Annotated in this window: 13 protein-coding genes; 8 read left to right on the forward strand and 5 right to left on the reverse strand. The window is 69.4% G+C overall.

Annotated features, from left to right (window positions below):
* Positions 1–541: 541 nt before the first annotated feature.
* Both M8445_RS11455 and M8445_RS11460 read left to right on the forward strand, forming a co-directional pair.
* Positions 542–664 (forward strand): hypothetical protein, encoded by a 123-nt coding sequence (locus tag M8445_RS11455; RefSeq protein WP_273987888.1) that lies wholly within the window; start codon positions 542–544, stop codon positions 662–664.
* A 115-nt stretch (positions 665–779) separates the two neighbouring features.
* On the forward strand, positions 780–1,205 hold the full coding sequence (locus M8445_RS11460; RefSeq protein WP_273987889.1) for a response regulator: 426 nt from the start codon (positions 780–782) through the stop codon (positions 1,203–1,205).
* Positions 1,206–1,368: 163 nt separating this feature from the next.
* Here M8445_RS11460 and M8445_RS11465 read toward each other — a convergent pair whose 3' ends face one another.
* The 5 genes from M8445_RS11465 to hpt form a co-directional block, all read right to left on the reverse strand.
* Positions 1,369–1,563, reverse strand: coding sequence for a hypothetical protein (locus M8445_RS11465; protein WP_273987890.1), 195 nt, complete (start codon positions 1,561–1,563; stop codon positions 1,369–1,371).
* 234 nt (positions 1,564–1,797) lie between these two features.
* Positions 1,798–2,433 (reverse strand): hypothetical protein, encoded by a 636-nt coding sequence (locus tag M8445_RS11470; protein WP_273987891.1) that lies wholly within the window; start codon positions 2,431–2,433, stop codon positions 1,798–1,800.
* A gap of 297 nt (positions 2,434–2,730) precedes the next feature.
* Positions 2,731–5,208 carry a leucine--tRNA ligase gene (gene leuS / locus M8445_RS11475; protein ID WP_273987892.1) on the reverse strand — a complete coding sequence of 826 codons (2,478 nt, stop codon included), beginning with the start codon at positions 5,206–5,208 and terminating at the stop codon, positions 2,731–2,733.
* Between the two features lie 261 nt (positions 5,209–5,469).
* Entirely contained in the window at positions 5,470–5,886 is a 417-nt protein-coding gene (locus M8445_RS11480) for a hypothetical protein (RefSeq protein ID WP_273987893.1), read from the reverse strand.
* 172 nt (positions 5,887–6,058) lie between these two features.
* Entirely contained in the window at positions 6,059–6,586 is a 528-nt protein-coding gene (hpt, locus tag M8445_RS11485; RefSeq protein ID WP_189066236.1) for a hypoxanthine phosphoribosyltransferase, read from the reverse strand.
* A gap of 88 nt (positions 6,587–6,674) precedes the next feature.
* On the opposite strand from hpt, the gene trpC reads away from it, so the two are divergent.
* The 6 genes from trpC to M8445_RS11515 all read left to right on the forward strand — a co-directional run bounded on the left by trpC (position 6,675) and on the right by M8445_RS11515 (position 12,698).
* On the forward strand, positions 6,675–7,463 hold the full coding sequence (gene trpC, locus M8445_RS11490; RefSeq protein WP_273987894.1) for an indole-3-glycerol phosphate synthase TrpC: 789 nt from the start codon (positions 6,675–6,677) through the stop codon (positions 7,461–7,463).
* Entirely contained in the window at positions 7,460–8,371 is a 912-nt protein-coding gene (locus M8445_RS11495; RefSeq protein ID WP_273987895.1) for an MBL fold metallo-hydrolase, read from the forward strand. The genes trpC and M8445_RS11495 overlap by 4 nt, the downstream gene beginning before the upstream one ends.
* 40 nt (positions 8,372–8,411) lie before the next feature.
* Positions 8,412–9,110: a TVP38/TMEM64 family protein gene (locus M8445_RS11500; protein WP_273987896.1), complete on the forward strand. Its 699-nt coding sequence runs from the start codon at positions 8,412–8,414 to the stop codon at positions 9,108–9,110.
* Positions 9,111–9,198: 88 nt separating this feature from the next.
* Positions 9,199–10,254 carry a phosphoribosylformylglycinamidine cyclo-ligase gene (purM, locus tag M8445_RS11505; RefSeq protein ID WP_273987897.1) on the forward strand — a complete coding sequence of 352 codons (1,056 nt, stop codon included), beginning with the start codon at positions 9,199–9,201 and terminating at the stop codon, positions 10,252–10,254.
* Positions 10,251–10,964, forward strand: a complete 714-nt coding sequence (locus tag M8445_RS11510; RefSeq protein WP_273987898.1) for a histidine phosphatase family protein — start codon at positions 10,251–10,253, stop codon at positions 10,962–10,964. The genes purM and M8445_RS11510 overlap by 4 nt, the downstream gene beginning before the upstream one ends.
* A gap of 255 nt (positions 10,965–11,219) precedes the next feature.
* Positions 11,220–12,698 (forward strand): beta/alpha barrel domain-containing protein, encoded by a 1,479-nt coding sequence (locus M8445_RS11515; RefSeq protein ID WP_273987899.1) that lies wholly within the window; start codon positions 11,220–11,222, stop codon positions 12,696–12,698.
* Positions 12,699–12,756 lie beyond the last annotated feature (58 nt).

Here is a 12,756-nt window from a genome sequence, read left to right on the forward strand (position 1 = left end):
GGAAGGGGTACGGCAAGGTCAGCACGGCGATCAGTACCCCGGCCACACCCAGCAGCGTGAGTATCCGGCGTCTGGAATCCAGATCAGATCCACTAGGAACGCCGTGAAATAGACCGCGAAAGAGAGGATCAGCCAGTACGTCTGGAAGGGGAGGAGCCAGTACCACCGTCCTGCTCGTGCCACTCACGGCCCTAGACGATCACGTGTGCGCCAGCGTCGGCGCACTCGCCGGGGCCATCCTGCCTCTGTGTACCCTGCGCGTCGCCGTGAAACTCATCGGGCAGAAGTACGGTGTCGAACTCGGGGAACTTACTGCCACCAACGGCCCGAACAAGAAGGTGACAGCGCGTGATCATCGACGGCTACTGGCTGAAACTCATGTGGGCGGTCCTGGCGGGCGGTTCGTCAGCGCCCTGATCCGCCTGATTCTCACGGCTCTCAGTTGGCCAGACCAGCGTGGGCGGCGGCTGTTCGCAGTGATCGTGTCGGCCATAGCAGGCGTGTTCTTTATCTGGCGGCATGGCAGTGCAGGCCCCTGTCCGTGCTCATTCCCCTCGAGGAGACGTACCGGAACCTCGCGGCCCTGCTGCTCGTCACCTGGGCGATCCTAGATAGCATCCGGGGCGGCGTACCGGCTGGCCGTCAGCACCCGAATTCCTCATGAGAATTTAGGGCTTTTCTGACGGGGTGCTTATGTGACCTTTAGAAACCACACCATCCGTCTGGATTGGTGAATATCACCTCTTTGAGGGCGAAAGTGAATTTAAAATTAAGGCACTATGCCGCAGTCCATTACTGTTCTCCTGATTGACGACAACCCAGCGGACCTGCTTCTGGCCCAGGAGGCCTTCTCCGAGTACAGCGAACGGGTACGCGTCATCTCGCACACCGGCGGGCGGGAAGCCCTGGCGTACCTGAAAGATACCCAGCAGGCCCTGCCGAACGTCATCGTGCTGGACGTGAACATGCCCGGCATGAGCGGCTTCGAGGTCCTGGGCGCCATTCGTGAGGACCCGGAACTCCGGCACCTGCCCGTCGTGATGCTGACCACGTCAGCGCAGGAGAAGGACATTGACGCCGCGTATGACCTGATTACCAGTTCGTACATGGTGAAGAACGCGAAATTCAGTGAGTTCGTGGATCAGATCGATCAGTTCGTGAAGTACTGGCTGGGGTCGCAGTTCAAGCGGACCCGGCGCCCGTAGGTACACACACCCTGTGCCGACCCCACCCCCTACCCGTGCCCTGGCGGGAGGCAGGGGGCCTCTGTTCATTCCGGGAGGTCGGTCGGTGAACCTGCCAGGACGTGGTACGCGAGCGGGTACTTCGCAGCGCGCCACGGGTCTGGAGGTAGGTGGTCGTGACCGCTCACCCGCGCCCACCGGCCTGGGTGGCCGTGAGTTGCAGCACGGGCAGGTGCAGCGTGATGGGCCGGACGTGCCACGTGAAGTGCCAGCGGCGCACGCCAGTGGACCGGAGGGTGCTGGCCACGTGGGCAGCGCGCGCTTCCTCGAGGAGCTGGGCTTGACGGGACAGGGCGGCCTGATGGCGTTCTTCAAACATGATGGACCTCGCGGGGGTGGGGAGAGGCTGGAGTGTGGGGTGTGATACGGACTCCGATTGAATGGTTTGCAAAAACTGTTCAATCCGAGCGGAGCGAGTGGGAGCAGAACGGATTCCGGGCGTGGAGTTGGCAACCCGGCGCCCTTCCGGGTTGTTAACGAAACAGACGGAATCCGTATGATCGACCGTCCCGCCGTCCGCCGGAGCAGACGTGGGTGCGTGCGGTGGACGGGGTCAGGTGAGGTGCAACTGGCCCTTGAAGGTCATGAGGACGAACGTGCTGGTGCGGGCGTCGTCGGTGTCGTCGGATTCCAGGCGGGTGAGAAGGTCGTTCAGGGCGTCCTGCGCGGCGCGGTACTGCCGGGGCGTGAGCTGCACGGTGCGCAGCCGCAGGGCAGGCGCGAACGGACCGGTGTCCCCTTCGGCTTCCGGTGCGCCGCGCCCCAGGTGAACGGTGAGGTCGTCCCCGCTGGCGTCTGGGTGGCCCTGGCGGGACTGCCAGTCGAGGATGGCGTGCGCGTAAGTGGTCGTGACCTCACGCATGACGGGCTCGATGAGCGTGAGGGGCTGGTCGAGTTGCACCAGGGTGCGGGGTACGTGAAAGGTGCGGGCCGCCGCGACGTACAGCACGCGTTTACCCTGGTGACCGGCGACGCGCAGCAGGCCGCAGTCTGTGAGTTTGCGGACGTGGTACGTGACGCGGTTGGCCGGTTCGCTGATGGCCCGGGCGGCGTGACTGGCAGTGGCGGGTTGTAGGAACTGCTCGAGGAGGCGGGCGCCGTAGGAGAAGTCCAGCAGTGCGCCGGCCTGCGCGAGGCTGGTGACCTGAAAGGTCTCGCCGGGAGCGTGAAGGGGCGCTGGGTGGGTCATGCGTTCATTGTGCGGAGATCAATTTTCAATTGAAAGCTGAGATTCTGAAAACGCCAGCAGGCGGGACCGCACGCTGCAAGAACCCGCAGGATGGGTTGAAGGAGGACTCCGGCTCATCAGGCGTCCACCCCCCGGCCACTGACCATCACCGACAGCTGAAACGGACGGAGTCCGTATCATCCACGAGGAATACGTGCGGGACAACCGCTGAGCGAACGCACACAGCTCACGCTGAACCCTGCCCAACAGAACAGCCCCACCCCGAGGCTCGGGGGTGGGGCTGATGTCTACCTACTACTAGCGCACGACGATGTTGATGATGCGGCCGGGGACGTAGATCTCCTTGACGATCTGCTTGCCCTCGATGAACCGCGCGACGTCGGCGTTGGCTCTGGCAGCGGTCATCGCCTCGTCCTGCGTGGCGCTCTTGCTGATGGTGACCTGTCCGCGGACCTTGCCGCCCACCTGCACGCCCATGGTGACGGTGTCGCGAGTGGCGGCCTGCTCGTCGGTGGCGGGCCACGCGGCGGTGTGCACGCTGCCGTCCTGGCCGCGCGCCGTCCAGATTTCCTCGGCGATGTGCGGTACGACGGGCGCCAGCAGGCGGTTGAAGATATCCAGCGCCTCGTCCCAGGCGGGTGTGCCGAATATGGGGGCGCGTTTAGCCTTGACGAGGGTGTTCGTCAGTTCCATCAGCGACGCGATGATGGTGTTGAAGCTCAGGCGCTCGAAGTCCCCCGTGACCTTCTTCAGGGTGTTGTGTACTGCGAAGCGCAGGTCAGCGTCGGTGACGGTCTCGGCGGGGCCGGTGACCTTGTCGTCGGTGTACAGGGTCCATACGCGGCTCAGCCACTTGGCGGGGCCGTTGATGCCCTGCGGGTCCCACGGGCCGCCCAGTTCCCACGGGGCGATGAACATCAGGTACGTGCGCACGGTGTCCGCGCCGTACTCGCGCACCAGGTCGTCGGGGTCGACGACGTTCCCGCGTGATTTGCTCATCTTCTCGCCGTCCTCGCCCAGGATCATGCCCTGGTTCCGGAGGTGCGCGAAGGGTTCGCTGTGCTTCGTCAGTCCCATGTCGCGCATGACCTTCACCCAGAAGCGCGAGTACAGCAGGTGCAGGATCGCGTGCTCGATGCCGCCGGTGTACAGGTCCACGGGCATCATGGGGTCCTTGCTGGGGTCGAAGGGGCCCTCGTGGTAGTCGGGGCTCAGGTAGCGGTACATGTACCAGCTGGAGTCCACGAAGGTGTCCATGGTGTCCGTGTCGCGCTCAGCGGGGCCGCCGCAGACGGGGCAGGTAGTCTTCAGCCACTCCTGGTCCAGTTTCAGGGGGCTCTGGCCGGTCGGCGTGAACTCCACGTTCTCGGGCAGGCGGACGGGCAGCTGGTCCTCGGGGACGGGCTGCGCGCCGTGTTCGGGGCAGTGCACGAAGGGAATAGGCGTTCCCCAGTAGCGCTGGCGGGCAAACAGCCAGTCGCGCAGACGGTACGTGGTTTTCGCCCTGGCGATCCCGCGCGCCTCCAGTTTCTCGATGATGGTGGCGATGCTGGCCTTCCCGCCGCTCAGGCCGTCGAACTCGCCGCTGTTCACGATCGTGCCCTCGCCGGTGTAGGGCGCGGCGGCGTCCTCGGCCATCGGCTCGCCCCCCTCGGGACGGATGACTTCCACGATGTTCAGGCCGAACTTGCGCGCGAACGCGAAGTCCCGCTCGTCATGCGCGGGCACCGCCATGATGGACCCGGTGCCGTACGTGACCAGCACGTAATCGGCAATCCAGATGGGCAGCTGATGACCCGTGATGGGGTGCGTGGCGTAGCTACCGGTGAACACGCCGGTCTTCTCGCCCTCCTGCTGGCGCTCCACGTCCGTCTTGCGGCCCGCCGCCGCCACGTACGCCTCGACCTCCGCGCGCTGTTCGTCGGTGGTCAGGTCCTTCACGCGGGCGTGCTCGGGGGCCAGCACCATGAACGTCGCGCCCATCAGGGTGTCCGGGCGGGTCGTGAACACCGTCTCCGGCCCGGCCGGCGTGTCGAAGGTCACCTCTGCCCCGACCGACTTGCCGATCCAGTTCGTCTGCATCAGACGTACCTTCTCGGGCATGTCCGCGCCACTGAAGTCCAGCAGCTCGTCGGCGTAGTCCGTGATCTTCATGTACCACTGGCTCAGGTTGCGTTTCTCCACCGCCGTCCCGCAGCGATCGCAGTGGCCGTTCACGACCTGCTCGTTCGCCAGCACCGTCTGGTCCTTCGGGCACCAGTTCACCAGCCCGCCCTTCTTGTACGCCAGGCCGCGCTTGTAGAACTCGATGAAGAACCACTGGTTCCAGCGGTAGTACTCCGGGTCGCAGGTGGCGAACTGACGGCTCCAGTCGATCATGGTACCCATCGCCTGGAACTGCCCGGTCATGCGTTCGATGTTCGCGTACGTCCACTTGGCGGGGTTGGTCTTGTTCTTGATGGCGGCGTTCTCGGCGGGCAGGCCGAACGCGTCGAAGCCCATCGGGAACAGCACGTTGTACCCGCGCATGCGCATCCAGCGGGCGCGGGCGTCCGGCGCGACGTTCGCGTACCAGTGCCCGATGTGCAGGTTCCCGCTCGGGTACGGGAACATCGTCAGCGCGTAATGCTTCTCGCCCGGCGCGCTCTCATCGAAGGTGTACAGGCCGCTGCCCGCCCACGCCGCCTGCCACTTGCCCTCGATGGCGTGCGGGTTGTACCGCTCCATGCGCGGCTCGGGAATGTTGACAGGCCTGGATTCGTTGTTCTGGGTCATGAGGTGGCTCCTTCAGAAGTGGGGGAGGGGGTGGGGAATGGGCGCTGGCCGCCGCTACCGACTGTCAGCGCCAAAAAAAACGCCCCGGCACGCAGCCGGGACGCCCGAACGAACCTGACGGCTAGTCGGGGCGTCCCGGGCTGAGAAGCGCAGAGCGGATCATGCCCGGAAGTGTAGCGCAAAGCGCCGCGCACGTCAGCAGGGCGCGGCCCCCCAGTTCAGATGCCGCCGGGTAGGACAGCTCCAAGTCTGATGAGGTGGTCAGGGGGCGGGCACGCCACTCAGGTGAACCAGCATGCCCGCCCCCTGATGCTCGGCAATGAACGTCAGCCGCTCCTGGCCGCGCAGCAGCACTATCTCCCGCTGAATCCCATCATCCGGGCGTTCCGTGAACCGTGTGAACCCCCCGGCGCGCAGCACGTCCAGCACCGCGTCCGGCTGCCACTGCGGGAACGCGAACTGCTCCAGGCGGGTATTTCCGCTGCGAATCTCGGCCCGTACCGTCCGCGACTCCGGGCAGGTCGGCGTGCCGCCCGCCGGAACGGCCGCCAGCCCCCACACCCGCCCCGGCTGCTCGAAACAGTACAGGTCGCCCCGCCAGCGCGCCCCGGACTGCCACCACGCCCCCGCACCCGCCAGCAGCACCAGCGCCGCGACCACCCACACCACTCCCCTCAAGCCGCTCCCCTCATGCGCGCAGGCTACCCCGCCCGGCCCGGAGTCGCCCAGGGGCGCGTGACCCCCCTTTCCCGAAGCGTTCAGATTCCGGACAGCCGGATGGCCGGCGGGGGTGTCCCTGCCGGCCATCTGTCTGGTCACCTGTGACCGTGGGGTGGTGTGCTTCTTGTGGTTATTCCTGGCTGGTGATGTACGGCAGGTTGCGGTCGAACTGCGCGCGGTCCAGGCCGTAGCCGTACACGAACGCGTCGGGGATGGTGAAGCCCAGGTACTCGACGGGAATCTCGACCTTGCGGCGGCTGGGTTTGCTGAGCAGCGCGGCGATCTTCAGGGTTTTGGGGCCGCGTCCTTCCAGGTAGTGCAGCAGGTAGTTCATGGTGATGCCGGTATCCACGATGTCCTCGACCAGGATGACGTGGCGGTCACTGATGGGGAACTGGAGGTCCTTGACGATGCGGACCTCGCCGCTGCTCTGCTTGGCGTTGCCGTACGAGCTGGCCTGCAGGAAGTCGATGGTGCAGGGCATGTCGATGGCGCGCACCAGGTCGGCGTGGAACATGAATGCGCCGTTCAGGACGCAGATCAGGTGGGGTTCCATGCCGTGGTAGTCCTCGCGGATTTTTGCGGCGATTTCGTGAATGCGGGCCTGAAGTTGGTCCTGCGTGATCTGTACGGGGCCGTTGCCTGGGGCGAGACTCATAGGGGATCAGGCTAACACGCCGCGCCGCTGCGCTGACCGGGGCGCCGCCGGCTTCTGGCCTGCCGGGCAATGCTCTATGCTTCGGCGCATGTCTGTTCTGAGTGCCCCTGATCTGAAGCGCGTTCCGGGCGTGCTTGGCCGCATCGTGGAACTTCGCGCCGGGGATTACGTGGGCGCGGACCCGCAACTGGGCGCGCCCCGCCCCGACGAGCGGCGGTTCGAGGCGGCCCTGGGCGCGCCGGGCCTGTCTCTGATTGCCGAGGTGAAGCGCGCCAGTCCCAGTGAGGGCGCCATTGCGCCGCTCGACCCGGCCGACGCGGCACGGGCTTACGCGGCGGGCGGCGCGGCGGCGATCAGTGTCCTGACCGAACCGCGTTACTTCGACGGGAACCGTGAGGCGCTGCTGGACGTGGTGGCCACCACGGACCTTCCGGCGTTGCGCAAGGATTTCGTGGTGCATCCGGCCATGCTGCGCGAGGCGGCCGACTGGGGCGCGTCGGCGGCGCTGCTGATGGTCAGCGTGCTGCACGAACACACCGGCGAGTACCTGAGCGCGGCGCACCACCTGGGCCTGGACGCCCTGGTCGAGGTGCACGACGAGCACGAACTGGACATCGCGCTGGAGGCCGGAGCGCGGATCATCGGCGTGAACAACCGCGACCTGACCACCCTGAAGATCGACCTGGGCGTCAGTCCGCGCCTGATCCGCCGGGCGCGTGACGCGGGCTTTACCGGCGTGCTGGTCGCCGAGAGCGGCTACCGCACCCCGCAGGACATCGCGGCCGTGCGCGGGCTGGCGGACGCGGTGCTGGTGGGCAGCAGTCTGGCGGGCAGCGGCGACCTCGCGCGCGCCGCGCGTGACCTGATGACCCCGTGACCGGCCCAGTCCATATCAGCCCCGACCAGACCGACACCCTGACGCTGCTCGGCACGGGTGATAGCAAGGGCGTGCCGCGTTTCTGGTGCGCCTGCCCCGTGTGTACCGAGGCGCGCGGCGTGAACGGGCAGCCCGGCGTGAACCGCCGCACGCGCACGGCCACGCTGCTGCGTTCGGGCGGGCAGTCGGCGCTGCTGGATGCCGGGCCGGACACGCACGCCGGACTGGCCCGCCTGAACGGCCCGCTCGTGCCGGACGCGGTGTTCATCTCGCACGCGCACAACGATCACCTGCTGGGCCTGGGGGATCTGCTCGACTACGTGCGCTACGCCGCCGGGCGGCTGCGCGTGTACGCCCCGCCGGAGGTCGTGCCGGAGATCGCCGCGCGCTTCCCGTACGCCTTCCCGGAGGGCGAGGGGGGGCCGGTACAGCCCATCCCGCCGCAGGGCGTGCCGGTGGGTGAGGTGGTCGTGCGGGCCTTCCGGGTGCCGCACGGCGCGAACGGCCACAGCCACGCCTACCGCCTCGACCGCCCCGCCGGGGCCGGGGGTGACGGCTGGTCGGCGGCGGTCGTCACGGACGCCATCGGCATTCCGCCAGAGCTGGCCCGCGAGTGGCTGCGCGCGCCCGGCGGCGCGGGCCTGGACACGCTGGTGCTCGGCACGTCCTTCGAGGACGAGTCCGGCGCGCCCCTGACCGGCCGCAGCGTGTACGACGTGCGCGAGGCCCTGACCCTCCCCTGGGCGCAGGCGGCGGGGCAGGTCGTCCTGACGCACCTGTCGCACGGGGTGGACGTGCGCCACGCCGGTCACCTGCCGCCCGGCTGGCAGTACGCCCGCGACGACCTGACCGTTCACCTGCCCGCTGCCCCGTACCGGCCCGGTCCCCCCCCGACCCACAACCTTTGATGGTCGCAGCTCATCTGCCCGTCGCCTACACTGGGCCGCAATGACCGCCGCCGTTCAACCACCCCGCTACCTGCGCTGGCTGATTCTGGGCGGCGCACTGCTGCTGATCGGCGGCGCGGCCCTCCAGCCGGACGCGCGCGAGTTCCTGGGCCGCGCGTACGCCGCCCTGACCAGCAGCGACCCCCGCGTCACGCACGCGTTCGTGGACGGCCTGGGCTGGGCCGGGCCGCTCGCGCTGATCGCGGGGTTCGTGCTTCAGGCGGTACTGCCGGTCCTGCCGGCGCTGGTCATGACCGCCGTGACCGCCCGCGCCTACGGCCCCTACGAGGGGTTCCTGATCGTGTACCTGGGCACGCTGCTGGGCGCGGCCGCCGGGTACGGCCTGGGCCGCACGCTGGGCGATACGCTGATCCGCACCCTGGCCGGTGAGACCGCCCGCCGCACCGCGCATGATTTCGCCGCCCGCTACGGCCTGCAGGGCGTGCTGATGGTGCGCCTGATGCCGGTCCTGTCCGCCGACGTCATGAACCTCGTGGCGGGCGCGGCCCGCATGGGTTTCCGGCCGTTCATGGTCGCCACGGCCGCCGGGGCGCTGCCGGTCACGCTGCTGGTCGTGTGGCTCAGCGGGAACACGCAGCGCATGCTGTGGGGCCTGGGCCTGCTGTCGGGCGTGGTGGCCGTCGTCGGCCTGAGCCGCTGGCTGCTGGCCCGCCGCGCCGCGCGTCCCCCGCGCCCCTGAACAACCTGCCCCTCTCCACCCCGACCAGCGCGAGTTTGGTTACACTGCACTGAACATCCGCTCAGCGGACCGCAGGAGGCAGGAGCACATGACTGAAAGCAAGCAAGGCGCGCAGGCGTCAGCCTACGAACGCGCGGGCGTCAGCATCGACGCCGGACACCGCGCCGTCCACCTGATGAAAGACGCGGTGGCCCGCACCCACACGCCCAACGTGCTGGGCGGCCTGGGCGGCTTCGGCGGCCTGTTCCGCGCCGCGTTCGGCCACATGGAAGACCCGGTCCTGGTCGCCAGTACCGACGGCGTCGGCACGAAAACCAAGGTCGCCGTCCGCACCGGGCGCTTCGGCGGGCTGGGCGGCGACATCGTGAACCACTGCGTGAACGACATTCTCGTGCAGGGCGCGCGCCCGCTGTTCTTCCTGGATTACGTCGCCATGGGCAAACTCTCGCCCGAACGGGTCGCGGAAGTCGTGACCGGCGCGGCGCAGGCCTGCGAGGCGCTGGGCGTGGCCCTGCTGGGCGGCGAGACCGCCGAGATGCCCGGCGTGTACGTGGACGGCGAACTGGATATCGTGGGCACCATCGTGGGCGTCGTGGACCGCCCGGCCCTGATCACGGGCGCGCGCATCGAGGCGGGCGACACCGTGATCGCGCTGCCCAGCTCGGGCCTGCACACCAACGGCTTCTCGCTGGCCCGCATGGCCCTGGACGACCTCGACTGGAACGAGGCGCGCGCCGACCTGAACGGCCAGACCCTCGCGGACCTGTTGCCCGTCCCACACCGCTCGTACCTGCCGGCCTTCGACGCCCTGCAGGCGGCCGGGGTGGACGTGCGCGGCATGGCGCACATCACGGGCGGCGGCCTGATCGACAACCCGCCCCGCGTGTTCCCGGCCGGCATCGGCATGCAGGTCGATACCGGCAGCTGGACCGTGCCGCCCGTCTTCGAGTTGATCGTGGCGCGCGCCGGCGTGGAACGCCACGAGGCCTTCCGCGCGCTGAACATGGGCGTGGGCTTCCTGTTCATCCTGCCCGCCGCGCAGCAGACGGCGGCGCTGGACGCCCTGAGGGTCGCCGGCGAGCAGCCGTGGGTGATTGGTCAGATGACGGCCGGTCAGGGCGTGACCTTCACGGGAGCCGTTTGACCAGGCGGCTGGCCCCCACCGGGTTCGCCGCGCCGGACCGCGCCACCGCCACGGAATTCTGGGTCGTGCGCCACGGCGAGAGCACCTGGAACGCCGACGGCCGCTACCAGGGGCAGACCGACGTGCCGCTCAGCCCCATCGGGGTGTTGCAGGCGTCCAGCCTCGCCGAGCGCCTGACCGCGCAACCCTTCGACGCCGTGTATACCAGCGACCTGAACCGCGCCGCGCAGACCGCCCGCATCGTCGCCGAGCGCCTGCATGGCGCGCCCCCCGCGCAGACCGACGTGGGCCTGCGCGAGATCGACGTGGGCGAACTCGCGGGCCTGACCATCCACGAGATCCGCGCCCGCTTTCCCGAGTACCTGCAGGCCCTGAGCGCCGAACCCTGGAGTACCCGCCGCCCCGGCGGGGAAAGCATGGAGGACCTGTACGCCCGCAGCGGCGAGACCTTCGCGCAGATTCAGGCGCGGCACCCCGGCCAGCGGGTGCTGGTGTTCACGCACGGCGGCGTGGTCCGCGTGGCGGTGGGCCTCGCACTCGGCGGCGTACCCGCCAACGCCTGGGCGCGCCTGAGTGTGTCGAACACCTCGGTCACGCGCGTCCTGCTGGGCGCGGGCAGCGGCATGCTGCTGGGCTTCAACGACGACGCCCACCTGGAAAGCCTGCTGGAAGCCACCGAGGCCGACGACGTGCTCGGACAGGCCCCGTAACAGCAGGCCTTCCACACGCGCGGTCGGTCCTGCTGGAGGGGCCGGCCGCGCTGGCATTGACGGGCGCGCGGCGGCCAGTCGGAGGCACGCCAGCGGGCGGGGCAGGGGTCGGGATGCGGTGCAAAGATGCACCCCGTCCGCAGGAGCGCGCCCCCACCCACCGCTGGGCGGACACTCGGGGCAGGACCGCCGCTTCCTCTGCGCCGCGCCCGGACCGTCCGGCGCGGCCCGCTCCCAGCGGCGGCAGGTGAAGCCATGACGCACCCCGCTCCCCTCACGCCCCCCAGCCTGCCCCTTACCCTGCTGCGGCCCGACTCACTGCTGCCTGTCCCGGGCCCGGCTCCGGCACTGCCGCGCATCATTCAGGGCGGCATGGGCGTGGCCGTCTCAGACTGGCGGCTGGCACGGGCCGTATCCATGACCGGCGAACTGGGCGTCGTGTCCGGCACCGGCATCGACACCGTGCTGCTGCGCCGCCTTCAGGACGGCGATCCGGACGGGCACGTCCGCGCGGCCCTGAGTCACTTTCCGGACGCGGCCCTCGCGGCGCGCACCGTGCAGCGCTTCTTCCTCCCGGCGGGCCGCGCGCCGGGGCAGCCCTACGCCCGCGTGCCGCTGCCCACCGCCGAACGGCATCGCGACGCCTGGGAACTGTCGGTGCTGGGCGCGTTTACCGAGGTGTTCCTGGCCCGTCAGGGGCACGCGAACCCGGTCGGCCTGAACCTGCTGACCAAGTTGCAGCTGCACACCCTGCCGTGCCTGTTCGGGGCGATGCTGGCCGGGGTGGACACCGTGATCATGGGCGCTGGCATTCCGCGTGACATTCCGCGCGTGCTGGACGCCCTGGCCGCCGGGCAGCCCGCCACCCTGAATCTCGACGTGCGCGGCGGCGACCCCGTGCCTTTGACCCTGGACCCGGCCGCGTACGGCGGAGCGGGCGTCGCCCTGACCCGCCCGAAGTTCTATCCGGTGGTGGCGTCGCACGTGCTGGCGGGCGTCCTGGCCCGCAAGGCCAGTGGGGGCGTGGAAGGCTTCGTGGTCGAGGGGCCGACGGCCGGGGGGCACAACGCCCCGCCGCGCGGCCCCCTGACCCTGGATAGCAGTGGTCAGCCGGTGTACGGCGAGCGGGACGGGGCGGACCTGCAAGCCCTGCGCGCCCTGGGCCTGCCGTTCTGGCTGGCCGGCAGTCACGGCACCCCGGACGCCCTGGCGCGGGCGCTGGCAGCGGGCGCGGCGGGCATTCAGGTGGGCACCCTGTTCGCCTTCGCCGCCGAGTCCGGCCTGTGCGCCGACCTGAAAGCCGAAGTGCAGGCCCGCGCCCACACCGGCACGCTGGAGGTGTTCACGGACCCGCTGGCCTCGCCCACCGGGTTCCCGTTCAAGGTCGTGAACCTGCCCGGCACGCTCTCGCAGGCCGGGGCGTACGCGGCGCGGCAGCGGGTGTGCGACATCGGGTACCTGCGCGAGGCGTACCGCACCCCCCAGGGCCGCGTGGGCTGGCGCTGCCCCAGCGAGCCCGTCGCCGCGTACGCCGCCAAGGGCGGACAGGCCGCCGACACGACCGGACGCAAATGCCTGTGCAACGCCCTGATGGCCGACGCCGGGTACCCGCAGGTGCAGCGCGGCGGGCACACCGAGCCGCCCCTGCTGACCAGCGGCGACCGCCTGAACGACCTGCGGGACCTGCCCACCGCCTACCACGCCGCTGACGTGATCCGCGTCCTGCGCGGCTGAACCCCGCTGCGCGCCCATGCGCTAGCCTGGGGGGCACATGCCTTCCCTTCCATCCACC

Origin of the sequence: Deinococcus aquaticus (genome assembly GCF_028622095.1) — a bacterium.
Taxonomy (GTDB): Bacteria; Deinococcota; Deinococci; order Deinococcales; family Deinococcaceae; genus Deinococcus; species Deinococcus aquaticus.